The organism is Arthrobacter sp. 147(2020) (assembly GCF_013116715.1).
In the GTDB taxonomy this organism is placed as follows: domain Bacteria; phylum Actinomycetota; class Actinomycetes; order Actinomycetales; family Micrococcaceae; genus Arthrobacter_D.
This window is the reverse complement of the sequence record NZ_JABFOM010000005.1, coordinates 54162-75064: the sequence shown is the minus strand read 5'-3', so window position 1 is coordinate 75064 and position 20903 is coordinate 54162. Positions and strand designations below refer to the sequence as shown.

18 protein-coding genes are annotated in these 20903 nt (G+C 66.8%); 4 read left to right on the top strand and 14 right to left on the bottom strand.

The annotated features are described in order from the left end of the window. Positions 1-3: 3 nt before the first annotated feature. Complete coding sequence (locus HMI58_RS05610) at positions 4-774, bottom strand: SGNH/GDSL hydrolase family protein (RefSeq protein ID WP_171618431.1); 771 nt, start codon at positions 772-774, stop codon at positions 4-6. Positions 775-883: 109 nt separating this feature from the next. On the opposite strand from HMI58_RS05610, the gene HMI58_RS05605 reads away from it, so the two are divergent. Beyond that, on the top strand, positions 884-1846 hold the full coding sequence (locus tag HMI58_RS05605; RefSeq protein ID WP_171618430.1) for a diacylglycerol kinase family protein: 963 nt from the start codon (positions 884-886) through the stop codon (positions 1844-1846). Between the two features lie 11 nt (positions 1847-1857). Here the strand turns inward: HMI58_RS05605 and HMI58_RS14630 are convergent, their stop codons facing one another. The 7 genes from HMI58_RS14630 to HMI58_RS05570 all read right to left on the bottom strand — a co-directional run bounded on the left by HMI58_RS14630 (position 1858) and on the right by HMI58_RS05570 (position 9496). Then, the gene (locus HMI58_RS14630; protein WP_225667918.1) at positions 1858-2547 is read right to left on the bottom strand and encodes a M23 family metallopeptidase; all 690 of its coding nucleotides are present in this window, start codon (positions 2545-2547) and stop codon (positions 1858-1860) included. A 290-nt stretch (positions 2548-2837) separates the two neighbouring features. Then, a complete protein-coding gene (locus tag HMI58_RS05595; RefSeq protein WP_171584600.1) occupies positions 2838-3974 on the bottom strand; it encodes a siderophore-interacting protein in 1137 nt (378 codons plus the stop codon). Beyond that, a complete protein-coding gene (locus HMI58_RS05590; protein WP_171584598.1) occupies positions 3971-4858 on the bottom strand; it encodes an ABC transporter ATP-binding protein in 888 nt (295 codons plus the stop codon). Before HMI58_RS05590 ends, HMI58_RS05595 begins: the two co-directional genes overlap by 4 nt. A 1-nt stretch (position 4859) precedes the next feature. Then, entirely contained in the window at positions 4860-5828 is a 969-nt protein-coding gene (locus HMI58_RS05585) for an iron chelate uptake ABC transporter family permease subunit (RefSeq protein ID WP_171618502.1), read from the bottom strand. A 101-nt stretch (positions 5829-5929) separates the two neighbouring features. Next, positions 5930-6910, bottom strand: coding sequence for an iron chelate uptake ABC transporter family permease subunit (locus HMI58_RS05580; RefSeq protein ID WP_225667934.1), 981 nt, complete (start codon positions 6908-6910; stop codon positions 5930-5932). A gap of 392 nt (positions 6911-7302) precedes the next feature. Further along, a complete protein-coding gene (locus HMI58_RS05575) occupies positions 7303-8289 on the bottom strand; it encodes a glutathione S-transferase C-terminal domain-containing protein (protein ID WP_171584596.1) in 987 nt (328 codons plus the stop codon). A 103-nt stretch (positions 8290-8392) separates the two neighbouring features. Then, positions 8393-9496: a YihY/virulence factor BrkB family protein gene (locus tag HMI58_RS05570; RefSeq protein WP_171618428.1), complete on the bottom strand. Its 1104-nt coding sequence runs from the start codon at positions 9494-9496 to the stop codon at positions 8393-8395. Positions 9497-9619: 123 nt separating this feature from the next. Here HMI58_RS05570 and HMI58_RS05565 point away from each other — a divergent pair, with 123 nt between their 5' ends. Next, positions 9620-10657 carry an NAD-dependent epimerase/dehydratase family protein gene (locus tag HMI58_RS05565; protein WP_171618501.1) on the top strand — a complete coding sequence of 346 codons (1038 nt, stop codon included), beginning with the start codon at positions 9620-9622 and terminating at the stop codon, positions 10655-10657. A 53-nt stretch (positions 10658-10710) separates the two neighbouring features. On the opposite strand, the gene HMI58_RS05560 is transcribed toward HMI58_RS05565, so the two are convergent. The 4 genes from HMI58_RS05560 to HMI58_RS05545 all read right to left on the bottom strand — a co-directional run bounded on the left by HMI58_RS05560 (position 10711) and on the right by HMI58_RS05545 (position 15373). Then, positions 10711-11619, bottom strand: coding sequence for a carbohydrate ABC transporter permease (locus tag HMI58_RS05560; RefSeq protein WP_171618427.1), 909 nt, complete (start codon positions 11617-11619; stop codon positions 10711-10713). Continuing rightward, complete coding sequence (locus tag HMI58_RS05555; protein ID WP_318779147.1) at positions 11616-12797, bottom strand: sugar ABC transporter permease; 1182 nt, start codon at positions 12795-12797, stop codon at positions 11616-11618. The genes HMI58_RS05560 and HMI58_RS05555 overlap by 4 nt, the downstream gene beginning before the upstream one ends. A gap of 208 nt (positions 12798-13005) precedes the next feature. Then, positions 13006-14271, bottom strand: coding sequence for an extracellular solute-binding protein (locus tag HMI58_RS05550; RefSeq protein ID WP_171618426.1), 1266 nt, complete (start codon positions 14269-14271; stop codon positions 13006-13008). 58 nt (positions 14272-14329) lie between these two features. Next, entirely contained in the window at positions 14330-15373 is a 1044-nt protein-coding gene (locus tag HMI58_RS05545) for a substrate-binding domain-containing protein (RefSeq protein ID WP_171618425.1), read from the bottom strand. A gap of 159 nt (positions 15374-15532) precedes the next feature. On the opposite strand from HMI58_RS05545, the gene HMI58_RS05540 reads away from it, so the two are divergent. Then, entirely contained in the window at positions 15533-17404 is a 1872-nt protein-coding gene (locus HMI58_RS05540; RefSeq protein WP_171618424.1) for a glycogen debranching N-terminal domain-containing protein, read from the top strand. Between the two features lie 31 nt (positions 17405-17435). Here HMI58_RS05540 and HMI58_RS05535 read toward each other — a convergent pair whose 3' ends face one another. After that, complete coding sequence (locus HMI58_RS05535) at positions 17436-18488, bottom strand: mechanosensitive ion channel domain-containing protein (RefSeq protein ID WP_171618423.1); 1053 nt, start codon at positions 18486-18488, stop codon at positions 17436-17438. Positions 18489-18580: 92 nt separating this feature from the next. Further along, positions 18581-19402, bottom strand: coding sequence for a CPBP family intramembrane glutamic endopeptidase (locus tag HMI58_RS05530; protein WP_171618422.1), 822 nt, complete (start codon positions 19400-19402; stop codon positions 18581-18583). A gap of 108 nt (positions 19403-19510) precedes the next feature. Here HMI58_RS05530 and HMI58_RS05525 point away from each other — a divergent pair, with 108 nt between their 5' ends. Continuing rightward, positions 19511-20896: an NAD(P)/FAD-dependent oxidoreductase gene (locus HMI58_RS05525; RefSeq protein ID WP_171618421.1), complete on the top strand. Its 1386-nt coding sequence runs from the start codon at positions 19511-19513 to the stop codon at positions 20894-20896. Positions 20897-20903: the final 7 nt, after the last annotated feature.

The following is a 20903-nucleotide window of genomic DNA, read 5'->3' as shown; positions in this document are numbered from 1 at the left end:
CTGCTACTCCCACACCGGCCGGGTCAGCTCCGGGTACTTTGCGGTCAGCACATCCCCTGATGAGACGCCGCGCAGCCGGCGGCCCACCCAGGGCGAAAGGTAGTCCCGCGCCCACTGGGCGTCAGCCCGCAACTGGTGGATCCGCGACGCGGCCGGCGCAGCGTCCAGTTCGGGCAGGTCGATCTCGTGGGAGGCCCTCAGCACTTCGAGGACCCGTTTGGCCATCAGGGTGTGGCCGGCGGAGGACATGTGCATCCGGTCGGTGTCCCAGTAACCCCAGTTCTGGAACTCCCTGAACCGCCAGTAGTCCACCACGTCGGCGTGGTGGCGGTCGGCGATTTCACGGACCAGTTCGTTGTAGATGGCGGTCCGGCCACGGGTCTTCCCGAACACCGCTGAACCCACCGAGTCGAATCCGGTGAACAGCACGACGGCGGCCCCTGAGCCTGCCAGCCGGCCCACGCCGTCGTCGTACGCTGACATTAGCGCGTCGATGTCGATCCGTGGCCGCAGGATGTCGTTGCCGCCGGCGTAGAGGGTGATCAGTGTGGGCTCCAGGGCGAGGGCCCGGTCCACCTGCTCATCGAGCACCTGGCGCACTTTCTTGCCGCGGACCGCGAGGTTCGCGTAGCCCCACGTGCTGTCGGCGAGGATCAGCTGCTCGGCCACCCGGTCGGCCCACCCCCGCACCCCGTTGGGGCTGGCGGCGTGCCAGTCGCCGACACCTTCGGTAAATGAATCGCCAAGGGCCACGTAACGCTGAGAGAATTCCACTAGACGAGGCTACCTGCTCCCGCCGCGGGATAAGGTAGGTAGCAAGTATGCTGACAACTTCTTTTGTGCAGTGTGCACCATCCCTCCCCCTCCATCCGAGAAGGACATCATGACCCAGCCCTCCGACACCCGGGCCAAGCGCGCCGCGTTGATCATCAACCCGGTCAAGAACACCGGCGCTGACATTCGTGCGATCGTCTCGGAGCTCTGCGCGGCTGAGGGCTGGGAAGACGTGCTGTATCTGGAGACCACCGTCGACGATCCCGGCCGCGGCCAGGCTCAGGAGGCTGTTGACGCCGGCGTCGACGTCGTCATTGCCGCCGGCGGTGACGGGACGGTACGCTGTGTCGCCGAGGTGGTGGCGGGCACGGGGGTCGCCCTGGGGCTGATCCCGCTCGGCACCGGAAACCTGTTGGCACGCAACCTGGACATTGCCGTCGACAATCCGGAGCAGGCCGCGAAGGCAGCCCTCTTCGGCACTGAACGCAACGTCGACGTCGTCCATGTGAACGTTGACCGCGCCCAGGAGTCCCACGTGTTTCTGGTGATGGCCGGGCTGGGCTTTGACGCGTCAATCATGGCTGACACCCGCGATGACCTGAAGGACAAGGTGGGCTGGCTGGCCTACGTCGACGCCGGCATCCGGAACCTGGGCGGCAAACCCGCCCGCACCCGGATCACTCTCGACGGCGGCGAGACCATCACCCGCCGGCTGCGCAGTGTGATGGGCGGAAACTGCGGCAAGATCATGGGCGGCCTGGAGATCTTCCCGGGCGCCAAGATTGACGACGGGCTGCTGGACATCATGACCGTGGCCCCCCACGGCCGGCTGGGCTGGTTCGGCGTCGTGGGCAAGCTGTTCGCCCGGGGAAAGGGCAAGGACCCGTCGCTGGAGTACTTCCAGTGCAAGAGCGCCGAAATCCAGTTGGACGAGCCGCAGGAGATCCAGCTCGACGGGGACCCCCTCGGCAAGGGGACCCACATGGCTCTGCGCGTGGACCCGAACTCGTTGCGGCTGCGGATGCCCTACGGCAAGAAGGACCCAGCGGTAGTCACCAACCCCACTCCGTAAGCGGAAGGGGGCTACAGCCTGCTCTGGGGGTCCACTTTCTCGCCGTCGACCAGGAGTTCGAAGTGAAGGTGGCAACCGGTCGAGTTGCCGGTACTGCCGACCGCGCCGAGGTTCTGGCCCTTGGACACTTTTGCACCAACGTTAACCCCGAGCACGCTCAGGTGGTTGTACGAGGTTTCCAGCCCACCGCCGTGGTCCACGACGATCCGCTGGCCTCCCCCGTAGGCGTGCCAGCCTGATTCGACCACCGTGCCGGCCCGGGAGGCCTGCACTGCGGTACCGCAGGCTCCGGCGTAGTCGGTTCCGGTGTGCAGTTCGTCGCCGAACCCGCCCATCGGGTTGACCCGGTACCCAAACGACGAGGCGATCGCTGCGCCCTTGATGGGGGCCGAAAACGCAGTCTCATCGACGGACGTGGACAGCACAGTGGTCTTGGGGGCCTTGGTCGCGGCAGTGGCCTGCGGCGATTCCTTGCCGAAGTCGATCACTGCCTGGGCATCGGCAGTGACGGGTGCGGCCACGGCGGGTCCGTCGCCAGCAGTGGGAGCCGCTGTGGGCGACATTTCCGGCGACGGGAAGAACGCGGTGAGGGCGATTCCCGCTGCTGCAGCGAACGCGCCGGCGGCCAGTGCGGCTGGCCGACGGGTGGATGTGGACTGGGCGGGCGCGCGGCGGCGTCCGGACGTGACCGGCTGAAGCAAAACGATTACCTCTCTTGACGCCGATGAGGATAGCTATCGGGTGCGAGCACGGGATGGCTCGGCCTACTGCTGCGGCTCCCAAAGGGGAGGTAAGGCCCGCGGACGGCGACGGCGCTGTGGTCAGCCGACTGCCTGAAGGTGATCCTCCACCCCTGCCACGATGGATTGGGAGCCGGCTGCTGGCAGGGTCGGGCGTGCAGTCGGGGAGCCAAAAGATGCGGTTGGCTCCCTCCAGCGTAGGCGAGTTACCAGAAAGTTACAATTTCGTTACTCGACTTGCGGCGTGGCGACTAGCTTAGTTCCGATCGTCCCTGTCGCCAGTACCCCATGAAGGCCACCTGCTTACGGTCGATACCCACGTCACGGACCAGGTAGCGCCTGAGCCCGCGCACCACCGCAGCCTCGCCGGCAATCCAGGCGTAGAACGGCAGCGCACCCGAGGGCCGGTCCGGGTTCAGCGACGTATTCAGGGTTGACGCGTTGAGCCGCTGCGGGGTTTCCCACAGGATCGTCTCGTCGATGTTGACTTCCTCGGGTTCCGGGCCGGCGGCGGCCGCCGCCGCAGCCGCGAGGGTCAGACCAGCCCGCGAACTGGGGTCCACCCCGACGGCGAATGGCGTAGCCAGTGATACCCAGCCCGGCACCCGGACGGCGTCGCGCACCGCGGCGTCGAGAAGTTCCCCGTGGGGTCGCTGGCCACGGGCCAGCCAGGTGATTTCGACCGCTGACGAGGTGATCACGTCCTGAAAGTCGGCCGGATCCGGCACTTCGAGGAACGCATGTCCGCCGATGTCGGCCGGCAGGGATTCCAGGATGGCGCTGATGGCGGGCACGGCGGTCTCGTCACCGGCGAGCAGCACGTGCTGGGCCAGTCCGGGACGCCATTCGATGCCGCCGTAGGAGCCGGCAGTGGTGCAGGTGGCAGCGTGGATGTTCGGACCGATCATCCAGATCCGGTCGCCGGGAGTCGCTGCGGCGGCCCAGAGCGAAGCCGGTCCCCCGTTGCCATCGGCGTCGAAGTGCATGACGAAGTCGACGTCGATTTCGGGCTCCTCGGCGTCGCACCGGGTTTCCCGGACCGTATAGGTGCGCATCGATCCACGCTCGGCGGGATCCATGGCGAGCCACTGCTGGTACCAGCCGGGCCCCTCGGTGGGCGTCTCGAGCAGTTCGCGCAGGTTCAGCCGGGGCGCGTCGTCGTCGCGGGTGGCGGGGATCATCATCTTGATCCGCAGGTCGAGAGTGGGGCCCTGGACGCCGAAGTCCCGGAGGTGGGCTCCCCCGAAGGTGATCCGCTGGAAGTTGTCGCTGAGGCGTTGGACCCGGGTGACGACGACGTCGAACGCCGTCACCGCCGCGACGGCGGACTCGGCGCGCTCGGCATTCCGCTGGCCCGGCCGGGCGGTACGGTTGCTGACTTCGGTCATGATGCTGCCTCCAGGTGGTGCGCGGACAGCGTGTCCTGCGGATTAGGCAGGAACCCCTGCCCGGTGGTCGATTCGGGTGCTGCGGGAGTGGTTCCGTCGCCGGAGTGGTGCCTGCCGACCGGGACCACCATGGGAGTTCCGGACACGGGATCGGGGATGACCCGGCATTGCAGACCAAACACGGCGGTCACCGTTTCTTCGGTGACCACCTCGGCGGGGCTGCCCTGGGCGGCGATCCGGCCGTCGGTCATCGCGATGAGGTGGTCTGCGTAGCGGGCTGCGAGGTTGAGGTCGTGGAGCACGATGGCCACGGTGGTGCCATCGCGCCGGTTCAGGTCCGTGATGAGGTCGAGCACTTCCACCTGGTGGGTGACGTCGAGGAACGTGGTGGGTTCATCCAGGAGCAGGATGTCGGTCTGCTGCGCCAGGGCCATCGCGATCCAGACGCGCTGCCGCTGACCGCCGGAAAGTTCGTCGACGAACCGGTCCGCCAGTTCAAGGGTGTCAGTGGCTTCCAGCGCTGCGGCCACGGCGGCGTCGTCGTCGTCGGTCCACTGGCGGAACCAGCCCTGATGCGGGTAGCGGCCGCGGCCCACCAGGTCGGCGACGGTGATGCCGTCCGGAGCTACCGGCGTCTGGGGCAGCAGGCCCAGGGTGCGGGCGACAGCCCGGGTGGAAAGCGAGTGGATGTCCTTGCCGTCGAGGCTGACGACGCCGGCGGACGGCTTGAGCAGGCGGGCCAGCCCGCGGAGCAGGGTGGACTTGCCGCAGGCGTTGGCGCCGACGATCACTGTCACCTTCCCGGCCAGCAGTTCGAGGGTGAGGTCCTGGACCACTTTGCGGTCATCGTATGCGAGTGTCAGCTCGCTGGCTGTGAGTGCCATATCAGCCTCCCTGGCCTGAACGGTTGGCGGTCACGAGCAGCCAGAGCAGGAACGGTGCGCCGAGAACGCCCGTCACCACTCCGACCGGCAGTGAGACACCGGGAATCATGTTGGCTGCCACGAAATCGGCGGCGAGGACAATGACCGCGCCGACCAGGCCGGCGGCGGTGAGTGAGACGGCGCCCTTGACGAGACGGCGGGCAATGGGGCCGGCGAGGAAGGCGACGAAGGCCACGGGGCCGGCCGCAGCTGTGGCGACGGCGGCGAGGGCTACGCCCACGGTGATCAGGCCGAGCCGGGACGGCTCCACCCTCAGCCCCAGGCTGGCGGCCATGTCGTCGCCGAGTTCCAGTCCGCGCAGCCCGCGGGAGAGGACCGCCGCGGCGGGGATCAGGAGCAGCAGGGCCAGGACCAGGATGGTTGCCCGGTCCCAGTTGCTCGAGTTGAGGGAGCCGTTCAGCCAGACCATCGCGTCCGACGCGGTGCGGATGTCCGTGCGGGTCAGCAGGAAGCTGACCATCGCATGCATGACGGCGGCGAACCCGATCCCCACCAGGATGAGCCGGTACCCGGCCACTGATCCGCGGCGGGAGAGGAAGTAGATCGCGCCGGCGACGGCCAGCGCCCCGATCAGGGCGGAGAGGGACACTGCCACGCCTGCTGCACCGAACAGCACCATCGCTGCGACCGCCGAGGCGCTGGCACCGTAGCTGATCCCGATGATGTCGGGGCTGGCGAGCGGATTGCGGAGCATGGTCTGGAAGATGGTGCCGGCCAGACCGAAGGCCACCCCGATCAGGACGGCGATGACCGCGCGGGGCAGTTTGTTCTCCATCACGATGAAGGTGGCCCCGGGGATGTCAGCGCCGCCGAGGATCCTGAAGAAGTCGGGAATGGTGACGGTGTAGCTGCCGAGCAGCACGCTGACGGCAAACAGCACCACGGTGATCGCGGCGAGGATCAGGATCATCCGGCGTCGTTGTGCCGACTGGTGGCGGCGGGCGCCGCTCAGGACGTCGTTGGTGTTCCTCACCGGGCCGGTCGGTGTGGCCGGCGGGGAGGTCTGCAGGGTCACAGCTGGGCCAGCTTCCGACGCCGGACCAACCAAATGAAGACCGGCGCGCCGATGACGGCGGTCATGATTCCCACCTGTACCTCGCCAGGCGGCAGGATCAGGCGGCCGACGATGTCGGCGCTGATCAGCAGCACCGGTGCGAGGAGCACCGAGAATGGGAGGATCCAGCGGTAGTCGGGGCCGGTGAGGACGCGCACGATGTGGGGAATCACCAGGCCGACGAAGGCGATCGGCCCGGCCGCGGCGGTGGCCGCGCCGCACAGGATGACCACGCCGAGGGCGGCAACGCCGCGGGCCACCGTAACGTTCTGGCCGAGTCCGCGGGCAATGTCGTCGCCCAGGGAGAGGCTGTTGAGTGCCTTGCCGGTCGCCAGCGTCAGGAGGGTGCCAATGACCAGGAACGGCAGCACCGGAAGCAGGATGTCCCAGCCCCGGCCCGACACGGTGCCCACTTGCCAGAACCGGAAACGGTCAAGCGTCTCCTGGTTGGACACCAGGACAGCGTTCATCAGGCTGCCCAGGCCAGCGGAAAGCGCGGCGCCGGCAAGGGCGAGTTTGATCGGGGTGGCGCCTTCCCTGCCGAGGCTGGCAATGGCGTAGACGACGACGGCGGCCAGCGCCGCACCGCCGAAGGCGAACCAGATGTAGCCGCTCACATCGGCCACGCCGAACAGGTAGATGCCCAACACGATGGCGAGTGCTGCTCCCGCGTTGACACCGAGGATGCCGGGATCCGCGAGCGGGTTGCGTGCCACCCCCTGCATGGCGGCACCGGCGAGGCCGAGGGCGGCGCCCACCATCAGGCCGGTCACGGTGCGCGGAATCCGTGAATGGACCACCGCGTGGTCGCCGTTGGTGGGGTCGAAGTCGGTGAGCGCGGCGACCAGGACGTCGAAGCTGATGGGCCGGGAACCGAAGGCGAGGGACGCGGCGCAGACCAGGGCGAGCACGAGCATTGCCCCACCCAGCTTGAGCATCCGGTGTTGGCCGCGTGGCTTCGACGGGGTGGCGGGAGGGCTCTGCAGAGGCGCGGGTGCAGTCTGCACTGCCATGGCGCGCCTCCTTATCCGTCCGGACCGTCGATCGCCGGGAACCTAAACACCGACTCAAGTAAGGCTAGCCTAGGGTTACCTCCATTAGGAAACGGTTATGTTACTTAATTGGTGCTCGTCCGTGCGATTGCTTGACCGCACCGAGGCCCAGCGCGTGCAGGTTTCCCCGGGTACCGCCGACCGTCGTCGCCGTACTGCGGCGTGTTGCCCCCAACACGCCGAAAGCCCCGCCAGTAGCCGGGAATTCCGGTACGGGCGGGGCCTTCAGGTCTGACGTGGGGGGCTTGGCTTCCCACCCAGTAAGACTGTCGAACGGGCTAGGCGGGAGGCGTGCCGTTGCCGAACGGTCGCCCGCCGAGGCGCTCCCGGCCGTGCTCGGTGTGCCAGTTGGCCAGATCCGGACCCTTGGGCACAATCCCCGTGGGGTTAATGTCCTCGTGCACGATGTAGTAGTGGTCCTTGATCTGGTCGAAGTCCACCGTGTCACCGAATCCGGGGGTCTGGAAAAGGTCCCGGGCGTAGCCCCAGAGGGCCGGCATCTCGGTGAGCTTGCTCCGGTTGCATTTGAAGTGGCCGTGGTAGACGGCGTCGAAGCGCACCAGCGTGGTGAAGAGCCTGACGTCGGCTTCGGTGATGGTGTCGCCGACCAGGAACCGCTGGTGGCTCAGACGTTCCTCAAGCCAGTCCATCGCGGCGAACAGCCGATCGTAGGCGTCGTTGTAGGCTTCCTGCGAACCGGCGAAGCCGCAGCGGTAGACCCCGTTGTTGACCTCGGTGAAGATCCTCTTGCTGACCTCGTCGATTTCGGCACGCAGCTTCTCCGGGTAGAGGTCGGGTGCACCTTCGCGGTGGAAGTCCTTCCACTCGGTGGAGAAGTCCAAAGTGATCTGCGGGAAGTTGTTCGTGACGACGGCGCCGCTCGGCACGTCAACGATCGCCGGCACGGTGATGCCGCGCGGGTACTCGGGGTCCCGCTTGAAGAATGCCTCCTGCAGGCGTTCGATGCCCAGGACCGGGTCGCGGCCGTCGGGGTCCAGGTCGAAAGTCCAGGACCGCTTGTCGTGGGTGGGGCCGGGAGTACCGAGGGAAATGGCGTCCTCGAGTCCGAGCAACCGGCGCACGATGATGGCGCGGTTGGCCCACGGGCAGGCGCGGGCCGCGATCAGCCGGTAGCGTCCGGCTTCCACCGGGTAGCCGTCCGCCCCGTCGCGGGTGATCCGGGTTTCGATGTAGGTGGTGTCGCGGTTGAATTCCTTGCCAGTATTTACGTAGGCGCCGCGCGTGCTGTGCTCGTTCTCAGTCATATCCTCAGCCTAATATCCCGCTGCGGGCTGTCGGACAGAACAGCCCGCAGTACGGGGTGGAGTTAATCACTGCGGTTGGGAACGACGCAGTGCCGGAAAGGGATCAGTCGTTCTTGCGGTGCTGGCTGGACTCGCGCTCGTACTTCCGGCGCAGTTCCCGGCCCTCGTCGATGTTCTCGAGTTCCTTGTCATGCTTCTTGCGGCTCATCGTGTCGTCCCGTGGGGGAAGCTGCAGGGTCTCCTCCGCTTCGATGCCTGCCTGCAGCTGACGGCCTCGCTCCAGTTCGGCGTCGAACTCGGCGCCGAAGAGGAGGGAGAGGTTGGCCAGCCACAGCCAGAGCAGCAGGACGATGACGCCGGCGATCGCGCCGTACGTCTGGTCATAACTCCCAAAGCGTGAGACATAAATGGAGAAGCCAGCGGTGGTGAGACCAAGGACCAGCAATGCCACAAAGGACCCCATGCTCATCCATTTGAACTTGGGCTGCTTCACGTTGGGTGCGCCGTAGTACAGGACAGCGATCATCAGCACGGCGAAGAGCACCATGACCGGCCACTTGGCGATGTTCCACACCAGCAGGGCTGTATCGCCGAGCCCGATCACGTTACCCACCGATTCGGCAACCGGACCGGAGAGGATCAGCAGCAGGGCCATCAGCACCACCAGCAGGAGGACGACGGCGGTGATCAGCAGCATCACGGGGCGCAGCTTCCAGATCGGCCGGCCCTCCTCCACCTCGTAGATGCGGTTCATTGCCCGGCTGAAGGCGTTCACGTAGGCGGACGCGGACCAGAGGGCGCCGAGAATACCGATGACCAGGGTGAGGCCTGCGCCGGAAGAGGACGCGAGGTTTTCGATGGTGGGGCCAATGTTATCTCTAGCCCCCGGGGCGACTCCTTCCAAAACTTCCAGCACCGTATTCGTGGTGGTCTGCGCCTGCCCAAACACACCGAGCAGCGAGACCAGGGCCAGCAGGGCCGGGAAAATGGCCAGCACAGCGTAGTAGGTGAGCGCCGCTGCCAGGTCGGTGCACTGATCCTTGCCGAATTCGCGGAGGGTGCGCTTGAATACGTACCCCCAGGCCGGCTTCTTCAGGTCGGAGGGACTATCCGGTTTCCGGTCGTCGTCGGGATGGGGTGCATTCTGCGCCTTGTCCTGGGTTTGCGTTTCGGGGGAACCCGACGCCGTCCCGCTGCTCTGTGCCAATTGGTACCTCCACGTAGTCCGCTGCGCCCACGACCAGATCGTAAGGACACTTACTAGTACATAAGCGTACCTAAGGATTACCGTTGAGGCATGGCCCTTACCCCTGAATCTTCTGCCGGACCCCTGCGCGTTGCGGTGATTGGTGCCACGGGCAACGTGGGAACCGCCGTGCTGCGCCGGTTGCAGCGTGCTGCCGTCGAGCGGCCGGGCGGTCTGGACATCCTGGGCTTCGCACGCCGGCTCCCCGACATTACCGTGGCACCCTATGCGGGTTGCCAGTGGCATGGGCTGGATGTGGGGACCGACGAGGGCCGACGCGACCTGACCGTTGCGCTCGACGGTGTCGACGCCGTCGTGCACCTGGCCTGGGCCATCCAGCCGAACCGCAACGAAGCGGCAATGCACCGCACCAACGTGACGGGCACCGCGAACGCCCTGCAGGCAGCAGCCGACGCCGGGGTCCGCCAATTCGTCTGCGCGTCCTCAGTCGGCGCTTACCTTCCGGCGGCCAAGGGCCAGCGGGTGGACGAGGGCTGGCCACACGGCGGCATCAAGACGTCGCATTACAGCCGCCACAAGGGAGAGCAGGAAGCGCTCCTCGATGACTTCGCGGCGCGGCACCCGGAGACGGTCGTCACCCGCCTTCGCCCGGGGCTGATCTTCCAGCAGGATGCGGGCAGCGAGATCGGGCGATACTTCCTCGGCCCGCTGGTTCCGAAGTTCCTGCTGGACCGCCTCCGCCTGCCCCTGCTGCCGATCCCTGAACAACTGGTCTTCCAGGCCGTCCACGCCGACGACGTCGCCGACGCGTACTGGCGGGCCGTGGATCGCCGTGTTCCGGGTGCGTTCAACATCGCCGCCGAACCGATCCTCACCCCCACCCGACTGGCGTCCCAGTTGGGTGCCCGCCGGGTCGTGGGTCTTCCGGTGCGGCTGCTGCGCGCCGTCGTCGGCGTTTCCTGGGCGCTCGGCCTGCAGCGCACCGATCCGGGGTGGATCGATATGGCAGCCCAGGCGCCGCTGATGGAGACGGACCGCGCCCGGACGCTGCTCGGGTGGGAGCCTGAGCACTCGTCACTCGACGCGATGAGCGCCGTGCTCACCGGACTCAGCGCGGGCGACGGCGTCTCCGCCTCGCCCGCCCTCAGTCCCCGGAACTGACTCCCGCCCGTTCCCCGGCGCTACTCCTCCGGGCGGGCTATTGCTTTACAGCCCTACTCCTTCACGGCCCCGGCCGAGGCGTTCATGATCTTCTTCTGGAAGACGAAGAACACGATGGCCACCGGAATGGTCATCAGGGCCGCTGCCGCCAGCTTCAACGGGTACTGGGTTCCCTGGCTGAGTTGGCCCGACGCCAGCTGCGCCACGCCCTTGGTGAGGGTGGTCAGGGCCGGGTCCTGGGTGGAAATGATGAAGTGGTTCAGCTCATTCCAGGAGCCCTGGAAGGACAGGATGACAATGGTCATCACCGCTGGCCGGGCCATCGGCAACACAATCGACCAGAAGGTACGGAAGGTCCCGGCTCCGTCGACGCGTGCCTGTTCCTCGACGCTGGGCGGAATGGATTCGAAGAAGTTCTTCATGATGAAGACACCGGCAGCGTCAGCGAGCAGGGGCAGGATCATGCCCGCGTAGGAGTCGTAGATGCCGAGCTGGTTGATCACCAGGAACTTCGGGATCAGCAGGACGACGCCGGGCACCGCCATCACTGCGACGAGCAGGGCGAACACCAGGCCGCGGCCGCGGAAGTTGATTCTGGCCAGCGCGTACCCGGCCAGGCAGTTGAAGAACACCCGCCCCGCGGTTACGAAGACGGTGACGATGAACGAGTTCCGGCCCCAGATGGGGAAGTCGGAGTTGGCGAACAGGGTTTCATAGGCGGCGAATGTCCAGTGCTGCGGGATCAGACCCAGCGGGTCCTGCGCCGCGTCGGGCTCGGTTTTGAAGGACGTGGCCACCTGGGTCAGGAACGGGAAAATGTAGATGATGGCCAGGATGATCAGCACCACATAGGAAATCCAGACGCCGCGGGTGACCTTCTTGCGGCGGTTCTTGATCCGCTGAGGGACCGGTGGCGCCGAGGAGGGCTCGGGTGCCGGGGATGGGGCTACGGTGGTGCTCATCGCCGGTCTCCTTCAGTGGTGCCAGTCTGGTTGTTGGTGCCGTCCGGGGTGGAGCCTCCCGGGCCGGTGCCACCGGGATCCCGGCCCTTCACGCGGTCCGCATGTCGGGCGCTGGATTGCGCTGCGGCGGCGGTTTTGGGGTCGGCGCCGACCGGGACCATGCGGCTTCGTTTGGGCACGTCCCGTTCCCTGAGCGCGTATCGCTGGAGGACGGTGAGCACCACGATGATGCCGAAGAGGATGAAGGCGATGGCTGCGCCTTCGCCCCACCGCTGGTTGTTGAAGGCGGAGTTGAAGGACAGGTAGGCCGGGGTCAGGGTGGTCTTCGCTGGTCCGCCCTGCGTGCCGACGTAGATCTGGTCGAAGACCTGCCAGGTGCCGATCAGCCCCAGGGTCAGGACGGTGAAAAGGGTGGGCCGCAGCATGGGCAGGGTGACCTGCCAGAACCGCTGCCAGGCGCTGGCGCCATCGACCATTGCCGCTTCCTGCACTTCCCCACTGATGTTCTGCAGGGCTGCGATGAAGAGCAGCATGAAAGTGCCGGAGGTGGTGAAGATGGCCATCAGCACGAAGGCGCTCATCGCGACGGAGGGGCCGGCCAGCCATTCCCAGCCGGGGATCCCCAGGAAACCGGGGTCCTGCAACCCGGCGGGCGCCTGGTTCAGGCCGAAGACCGAAAAGAGGATGTGGAAGATACCGCGGGGATCCTGGAACCAGTTCGGCCCGGAGATGGCGAAAAAGGACAGCACCTTGTTGACCACGCCGGTGGCGCTGAAGAGGAACAACCAGAGGACGGTGATCGCCACGGAGCTGGTGACCGAGGGGAAGTAGAAGGCGGTCCGGAACAGGCCACGGCCCTTGAGGACTTGCTTGTTCACCATCACTGCCAGAAACATGGCCAGCGCGGTCTGCAGCGGAACCACCAGCAGCACGTAGTAGAAGTTGTTGCGGATCGCGGTGCCGAAATCACGGGCGGCCAGTCCCTCACCACCAAGGATGGCGGAAAAGTTCTCCCCGCCCACGAACTCGACGTCGCTTCCGAAGGGGCTGCCGCGGCCGGTCCAGTCAGACATGCTGACCCACGCCGCCATGAGGACGGGAATGACCAGGAACAGGCCAAGGATCAGCACCACCGGGGAGATGAAGAGCCATCCGGTGAGGCCGGTGCGGCCCTGGATGCCCGTGCGTTTACGGTACGCAGGAGGTGAATCCTTGGTGCCGGACGGCCTCTTTGCCGCTGTACGTCGTGCCACTGCGTCCTCGTTCTGTTACCCCGGGGTGAATTACGAAAGTGGTGAAATGCTGAGTGGTGAACTCTGGGTGGTACCGCAGGAGCACCCGATCTGTCGGACGGTCAGGGTGCTCCTGCGGTTGTTTGGGTGCCGGTTATCCGGCGTCCGCCACGACCGACTCCATGTCGGTCTGGAGGGTGTCCAGCAGCTGCTGGATGTCAGCGGTCTTGATCGTCTCGAGCTGGGCGTTCAGCTCCGCGAGAACGTCCGATGCACCCTGCTGGGCTGGCAGGTTCTGGGCGTAGTCGCCACCGGCGATGAAGGCTGCGAGGTCTGGGTACTGGGTGGACCAGTCCTCGGCGGCCGACTGCAGCGACGGCATGACGCCGAAAGCCTCGGCGAAGCTGAGCTGGGTCTCGGCGGTGGTCAGGTGTGCGACCAGTTCCTTGGCACCCTCGATGTTGTCGCTGTCTGCGGCGATGCCCCAGCAGTTGGTGAACTGCAGGGTGCCGGGGCCGGCAGGACCCTCGGGGAGTTCGGCGACCTGGTAGTCGACGTCGGGGAAGTCGTTGCTCATCGCACCGGCAATCCAGTTGCCCTCGATCACCATGGCGGCCTGGCCCTTACCGAAGGCCTCGCCGCCCCAACCCGAGCCGAGGTCCGAGGAGAAGGCGGCGACGCCGTCGTTCATCATCTGCTGGACAAAGGTGAGACCCTCAACGTTCTCGGGGCTGTTGACGGTTGCTTCGCCGTCGGTGACGAGTCCGCCGCCGGCCTGAGCGGTGAAGACACCGAGGCGCTGGAACTCGGGACCGTAGCCGAGGCCGACGACGTCGTCGGTGGTCAGTTGTTCAGCAACTGACGCCAGTTCTTCCCAGGTGGTGGGCACGTCGTCCTCGGTGAGGCCTGCCTCTTCCCAGAGGGTGTTGTTGATGACCAGGCCCAGGGTGGAGAAGTCCTTCGGGGCGCAGTACAGCTGGTCCTCGTAGGTGAAGGCTTCCTGCAGGGCGGGGTAGAAGTCGTCCTTGTTCTCCAGGTCGTCGCCGTACGGCTCAAGGGAGCCGTTGGCTGCGTAGCCAGCGAACAGGTCAGTCGAGACGTAGAAGACGTCGGCGGGCTCGCCCGAGGCGAAGCCCTGGCTGAGCTGCTGCGGCAGGTCGGAGGCGACGCTGACGCTGGCGTCCATGCCGGACTCGGAGGCCCACGCGTCGACGGCCTCGGTGACCGAGGTGGTCTCGGCTTCGCCGGAGGAGCCGATCAGCACGGTGATCGGTGCGTCAGTTGCGCCTTCCGCCTCGGCTGATTCGCCCTCGGAGCCCGAGAATCCTGATCCGCCGCAGGCGCTCAGTGCCAGGGCTGCCGCGGCTGTCACAGCGACGGCGAGCGTCTTCCTGCGGGTGCGGAAGTTTCCAGTCTTCATTGTCTGTTTCCTCATTCTTTTGTTTATTTCGGGCTATCTAGGGGGATGGGCAGGTGGGTCATGCCAGCCAGCCGTCGCCGGCCAGCGGGTGTGGGAAGCGCTGCGCCAGGGTGGGCGTCAGCAGCAGGTGTTTGTCGGGGCGGCCGTTCGCCGCGTCGCCCGAGAGTGTGTGGGCGAGCACCCTGATGATGTGCCGCGCGGCGTCCTCGATCGGCTGGGCGATGCTGGACAGCCCGACGGCGGCCGCGACCGGTGTGTCGTCGAAACCGATCACGTCGGGGCTCGCGGGTGCCGGGTACCGGCTCCTGAAGGTGGACAAGGCCCCGAGTGCAAGACTGTCGCTGGCGCACACTACTGCGGTAGCCCCGGCAGCGATGACCTGCTCGGCGGCCCGCGCCCCCGCGGGGACGCCGTCGAATACCCGGAGGTCTAGCTGATCGGCGGGAAGGCCCGCGGCCTGCAGTGCCCGTCGCCAGCCATCCCTGCGGTCATCGCCGGCACCGGAGCCGGCGGGCCAGCCGATAAAGCCGATCGCAGTGTGTCCCTGATCGATCAAAAGGCGGGTGGCCTGTTCGGTGCCGGCGCCGCCGTCGACGTCCACCCAGGGGTGCAGGGAGGTGAAAGGGTCCTCGGTGTCGCTCCAGGGGCGCCCAAAGGAGGCGAACGGAACCTCGTTTTCCAGCAGCCAGGCGGTCCGCTGGTCGCCGTGGTGGGTGCCGGTGAGGACAAATCCGTCAAGGTCGGCGACGTTGAGGAGGTCCTCGTACTGGCGGACCTCGTCGTCGTCGGTGGCGGCGCTGAACAGGGTCAGGCGGTAACCCTCCTCCTGTGCGGCCTCCGTCAGGGCGTGCAGGAAACGGTCGAGGATAGATCCGTTGATGCCATCGACGACCGGCATCATCCGGATGCCGAGGTTCATCGAGCGGCGGGTCCGCAATTGCCGGGCGGCGGCACTGGGACGGTACCCGCTTTCGGCGATGGCGTGCTCCACCCGCTCCCGGGTTTCCGGTTTGACGCGGTGGGGAGCGTTGATAACGTTGGAAATGGTCTGCCGGGACACGCCAAGGGACTCGGCCAGGCTGACCAACGTTGTCTTCGCCATTGCACTCCCTTGCGCTCCACACTCACGGCAGCTCTTGACCGATCTGCCTGTTTACAACAATATGAACGTTCAAATATGATGTCAATCACTAAGTTGAACGATCAAATAACGTTTTGGCGATAGTGTCAAGGCGACAACACCCACTACCCAGGAGTTCATGTGGCCTACCGCCAGCCTTATCTGCACAACCTCACCGGCGTTTTCAGTGCGCCGGTCCAGGCCTGGGCTGACGATCACGGGCAGATTCGCGGCCATGGCGCCCAGGGCATCCACTGCGGCGACGACCGCGTCCTCAAGCAGGCCATCCTGACCGTCAACGGGGAAGAGCCCGAGTGGGTCTCCACCCAGGTGCGATCGGCCAGCCGGGTGGATTACCTCTACTTCGTGCGCGTCCAGTCCCCCGTTGCTGACCCGTTGCTGTACCTCACCCGGTCCCGGATCGCCGATGCCGAGGGCATCAGCGAGGAGATCAGGATCGAGTCGGCCCACAGCTTCCTGGCCCACCTTGAGGTGCAGTGCCGCCTCGTCGCCGACAGCACCCCGATGGAAAAAGTGAAATCCGGTGCCGCCACCCAGGCCGATGTCACAGTCGTTGGCCCGCAGTGGAACTGGCGTGGCAGCGACACCACCGTCGCGCTGGATGCGGGCGGCGCCCGCACCGAGTACGACGGCAACCGGATCAACCTCACGTGGGTAACCGAGGTGGAGCCGGGTGGCTCCGTCGTCCTGCCCTGGCGCGTCTCCCTGACAGACGCCGCAGCACCGATGGTGGCGCCGAGCACCGCTCCCCTTGAGGCCCCCCAGCTCAGCGAAGCGCGGCAGAACAGCCTGCTCCGCCAGTCCGTTTCCGACCTCAATGGGCTGCGGATGGCCACCGCTGACCAGCCGGAGGACACCTTCCTGGCCGCCGGCGCACCCTGGTTCTTCACCATGTTTGGACGCGATTCCCTGATCGCCGCGCGCATGCTGCTGCCGCTCGATACCGCTCTCGCGGGAAGCACCCTGCGGGCCCTGGCCTCCCGCCAGGGGGACACCACGGATCCGATGACGGCCGAGCAGCCGGGCAAAATCCTGCACGAGGTGCGGCGCGGCACACTCCAGTTTGAGGAGAACGGCACCGGGATCTCCCTGCCGCCGGTCTACTTCGGCACCATCGACGCCACTCCCCTGTGGATCTCACTGCTCCACGACGCCTGGCGGGCGGGGCTGCCCTCCGCCGAGGTGGAGGGGCTGCTCGACCACCTGGAGGCGGCCTTGGTCTGGCTCCGCGACCATGGCGATTCCGACGGCGACGGGTTCCTGGAGTACCTCGACACCAGCGGCCACGGCCTGGCCAACCAGGGCTGGAAGGATTCCGGCGACTCGATCCGCTGGCACGACGGCGCCCTCGCCGACGGGCCGATCGCCCTGGCGGAGGTCCAGGCGTACGCGTACGAGGCAGCGATGGGCGGCGCCGCACTGTTGGAGGCCTTCGGCCGTCCCGGCGCCGGCGACTGGCGTGACTACGCCACCAAGCTGGAGCTGCGGTTCCGCGAGTCGTTCTGGTGCAGCGACGAACTGGGCCCTTACCCGGCCATCGCACTGGACGCAGCCAAGCGCCCGGTCGACGGAGTGACCAGCAACATGGGGCACCTGCTCGGCACCGGGATCCTGAACCTCGAGGAGCAGGCAGCAGTGGTCCGCCGACTGATGGATCCGACCATGTTCTCGGGGTACGGCATCCGCACCGTCTCCACCACCAACGGCGGCTTCTGGCCCACCCGCTACCACGCGGGATCCGTGTGGAGCCACGACACCGGGATGATCATCAGCGGCCTGGTCAAGGATGGCTTCGCCGACGACGCACGCACCTTGGCGTCCGGACTACTCCGCGCGGCAGAAGGCTTCGACTGGCGGCTTCCGGAACTGTTCTCCGGGCACTCCGCCGACGACGTCTGGCCGCCTGTCCCCTACCCGTCGTCCTGCCGCCCACAGGCCTGGGCTGCGGCGTCGGCGGTGCCGATCGTGACGGCCCTCGGAGGCTTCGCCTAACACTTGGAGCGTGGCCCGGCAGGGGCTGGGATCAGTCGGTGAACGCGGCTTCCGCGTGGACCGCTTCCCAGCGCTGCCGCGGCAACGCGTCCCGGTGGTGGGTCTGCAGGAACACCACCATTGATTCGCGGATCAGGCACTTCAGGTCCCACAGGGCGTCGTTGTCGGCGGCGCTGACCAGGACCCGGGCGCGCACCATACCGTCGGTGGCCTGTGTGATTTGCAGGGTGCTGGTGCGCCCGTCCCACAGTGTGGTGTCGTCGAGCACCGCGACCAGGTGTGCCCGCATCGATTCGATGGGGACCCGCCAGTCAAGGTCCAGGTCCACAGTGCCCAGCAGTTCGGAACGGCTCCGGGTCCAGTTCTCGAACGGGGTGGTGGTGAAGTAGGTGGACGGCAGGATGATCCGGCGGTCGTCCCAGACCTTGACCACCACGTAGGTCATGGTGATTTCCTCGACGGTGCCCAGCTGGTCCTCCACAAACACCGTGTCGTCGATACGCAGGGCGTCGGTGAAGGCCAGCTGCACCCCGGCGAACACGTTGGCGAGCGAGCTCTGCACTGCCAGGCCGGCGACGATCGAAATCAGTCCGGCCGAGGCCAGGATGCCGGCGCCGAGTGCCCGGACCTCGGGGATAGTGAGCAGCACGCTGGCCAGCGCGAGCGTGATCACCCCAGCCACGCCCACCCGGCGGGCCAGCATGATCTGCGTCTTGAGGCGGCGCATGCGCCCGTGGTCGGCCGCATCCTTGCCGTACTTGCGCAGCGCGACGGCCTCCACCACGAGCAGGAGCGAGACGATCAGCCACGCCACCGCCCCGATCAGGGCCAGCACCAGCGCGTAATCGACGGGCGGAAACCACGACGTGTCGCTGGCGGTCACACCGAGGGCTATCCGCACCCCAACAATTGCGAGCACCAGCCGCACCGGGTTTAGCGCCCGCCGAGACGCCCCCTGGATGGCTGGAACTTTGCGCAGGGTCCGCGCAGCGATGCGGCGCAGCAGCGCCGCCAGGATGACTGCCGCGAGCAGGGCCCCGACGACGGCAGCGACCGGGGCCAGGGTGTTCAGTAGTTCGTCCATGACCTCACGGTCTCAGATGGGTGTGGGTGCCTGTCCAGCCGGGCCGGGGAACTGTGGGCAGGCTCTCACCGCAAGCGCGTCACAAACGGGGATCAATACAGGAAGATGTCGAACCATTCGCGGTTGTGGGCGTGAATCAGCACCAGGAACAGCACGAAGTCAAAGAGCAGATGCACCGCCACCACGTAGCTCAGGGACTGGGTCTTCTTGAAGATCCACCCCTGGACCAGGGCGAAGGGGTAGATCAGCAGCGGGCCCCACGCATGGAAACCGAGCTCCCAGAGGAAGGAGGTGAACAGGACTGCCTGCAACATGTTGGCCTGCCAGTCGGCGAGGTGCCGACGCAGCAGGGTGAAGACGGTGCAGATGAAGAACAGCTCATCCCAGATCCCCAGGACGTTGGTGCCGAGGAACAGCCGCGCCACCGTACTGCCGTCCGAGGCTGCGGGCCAGTTCTCATACACGCCGGTGGGAATCATGTAGACGGGCAACAGAAGATAGCCCATCACGACGACGGCGGCCAGGTACCAGCGTTCGGTCCGGGTCCACTTCTGGCCGGTGAGTACCGGGAACCGGATGGCGTGGTCCTTGAACACGAACCGGGAGATCGAATACGGCAGGCCCACGGCGAAGAACATGGCCGTGCCCATGATCAGCATGTGGCTGAAGCTGATATCGGTGGTGATCGGCACCAGGGACATGATCACCAGGCCCAGCGCCAGCAGGCCCAGATCCTTGAACAACTGCCGTCCGATGAAGAACGCCGACACCAGCGCCGCAGCGAGCAGCAGGTAGCCCAGCCACCGCTCGTCCAGCCCGAACATGGCAAATCCCGAGGCCGCGACCAGCACCGCCGGGATCAGGTTCGCTGCGGTCTTTTGGGTCTGACGTAAGGCGGCCGGCTGGGTAGTCATACCCAAGAGATTACCTAAGCTGGCCCGCGGGACGGGAGTTTGGAGCCGTTTGGCGCTATACAGGAAGCACTACCGTACGCCTGTCCAACCAGTCACCAGGAGTAACTCATGGAATACGACTTCGACGTCCTGATCGTGGGGGCCGGACCGGCGGGGATGGCCGCAGCCGTGCGAGCAGCGGAGCTGGGGGCCCGCGTTGCGGTGGTGGAGCGGGCGCGGCTCGGCGGCACCTGCGTGAACTCCGGCTGTGTGCCCACCCGGGTCCTGGCGAAAACGGCCCGGCTGTACCGGGAAGTGCGCACCGCCTACGACTACGGGATCGTCGTCGCTGAACCGGCCGTCGACTGGCAGCAGATCGTCCGGCGGGTCCGGTCGACGGTGGACCGGGTGCTCGCGGCGAAGGATTACGACGCCGTCGCCCGCCGGCTGGGCATCGAGCTACTGACCGGCAACGCGACCTTCACCGGCCCGCACACCCTGGACGTCGACGGCCGGACGGTGACCGCTGGTTCGGTGATCCTCGGTGTCGGCGGCAACGCGCGCCGGCTACCCATCCCCGGGGCGGAGCACGCGGTGCTTCCGCCCGAGGTGCTCGACCTCCCGACCCTGCCGCGCACCCTCGCGATCATCGGCGGCGGCCACACGGGTGCGCAGCTTGCCACCATCTTCCATGCCCTCGGCACCCGGGTGCTGCTGCTGGATCTGGCGCCGCGGATCCTCACCACCGAGGACGCTGACGTGTCCGCCGCCGTCACGGACGGCTTCCGGACCCGGGGGGTGCGGGTGGAGACGGGGATCGCCGGGATCGACAAGATCGACAGGGACGACGACGGTGCGCTGCACCTCCACTGGCGCAACGCCGCCGGCGACCACGTCGAGGTGCTCGACGCCGTGGTGATGGCTGCGGGTTGGCCGGCGAACACCGAAGGTCTGGGGCTGGCCGCCGCTGGCGTCGAGGCGCACCGGAACGCGATCCCGGTGGACGAATATCTACGCACCAACGTGGAGCATATCTTCGTGGCAGGAGACGCGAACGGCTCCAGCATGCTGGTGCAGGCAGCTGTCTTCGAGGGTGAGACGGCGGCGGAGAACGCCGTGCTGGGGACGCAGCGGACCACCCCGCACCACCTGCTGCCCGCCGGCGGGTTCACCGATCCCGACTACGCCGGGGTCGGACTCACCGAGGAGGCGGCCCGGGTGCGCGACCGGGAGGCGGGCGTCGTCGTCGTGCCCTACGGCGACGTGGAACGACCGATCATCGATGACCGCGAACAGGGTTTCCTGAAACTGGTGGTGGATCGGCATCGTGAGCTGATTCTGGGTGCGCACGCGGTGGGCGAGAATGCCGTCGAAGTGATCCAGGCGGTCGCGGCAGCGATGGCGGCCGGCACCGACGTGGCGACGCTGGCCCGCGTGAAGTTCGCCTATCCGACGTATACGGCAATCATCGGTGAGGCGGCGCGCGCAGCCCTGCGGCGTGAGGCTGCGAGGTAGCATCAGC

What these genes read in the sequence shown, in the direction of transcription:
- HMI58_RS05525 (WP_171618421.1), top strand. Translation starts at nt 19,511, where the DNA reads ATGGAATACGACTTCGACGTCCTGATCGTGGGGGCCGGACCGGCGGGG.
- HMI58_RS05530 (WP_171618422.1), bottom strand. Translation starts at nt 19,402, where the DNA reads ATGACTACCCAGCCGGCCGCCTTACGTCAGACCCAAAAGACCGCAGCG.
- HMI58_RS05550 (WP_171618426.1), bottom strand. Translation starts at nt 14,271, where the DNA reads ATGAAGACTGGAAACTTCCGCACCCGCAGGAAGACGCTCGCCGTCGCT.
- HMI58_RS05590 (WP_171584598.1), bottom strand. Translation starts at nt 4,858, where the DNA reads ATGGCACTCACAGCCAGCGAGCTGACACTCGCATACGATGACCGCAAA.
- HMI58_RS05585 (WP_171618502.1), bottom strand. Translation starts at nt 5,828, where the DNA reads ATGATCCTGATCCTCGCCGCGATCACCGTGGTGCTGTTTGCCGTCAGC.
- HMI58_RS05535 (WP_171618423.1), bottom strand. Translation starts at nt 18,488, where the DNA reads ATGGACGAACTACTGAACACCCTGGCCCCGGTCGCTGCCGTCGTCGGG.
- HMI58_RS05560 (WP_171618427.1), bottom strand. Translation starts at nt 11,619, where the DNA reads ATGAGCACCACCGTAGCCCCATCCCCGGCACCCGAGCCCTCCTCGGCG.
- HMI58_RS05595 (WP_171584600.1), bottom strand. Translation starts at nt 3,974, where the DNA reads ATGACCGAAGTCAGCAACCGTACCGCCCGGCCGGGCCAGCGGAATGCC.
- HMI58_RS05605 (WP_171618430.1), top strand. Translation starts at nt 884, where the DNA reads ATGACCCAGCCCTCCGACACCCGGGCCAAGCGCGCCGCGTTGATCATC.
- HMI58_RS05580 (WP_225667934.1), bottom strand. Translation starts at nt 6,910, where the DNA reads ATGCTCAAGCTGGGTGGGGCAATGCTCGTGCTCGCCCTGGTCTGCGCC.
- HMI58_RS05545 (WP_171618425.1), bottom strand. Translation starts at nt 15,373, where the DNA reads ATGGCGAAGACAACGTTGGTCAGCCTGGCCGAGTCCCTTGGCGTGTCC.
- HMI58_RS05575 (WP_171584596.1), bottom strand. Translation starts at nt 8,289, where the DNA reads ATGACTGAGAACGAGCACAGCACGCGCGGCGCCTACGTAAATACTGGC.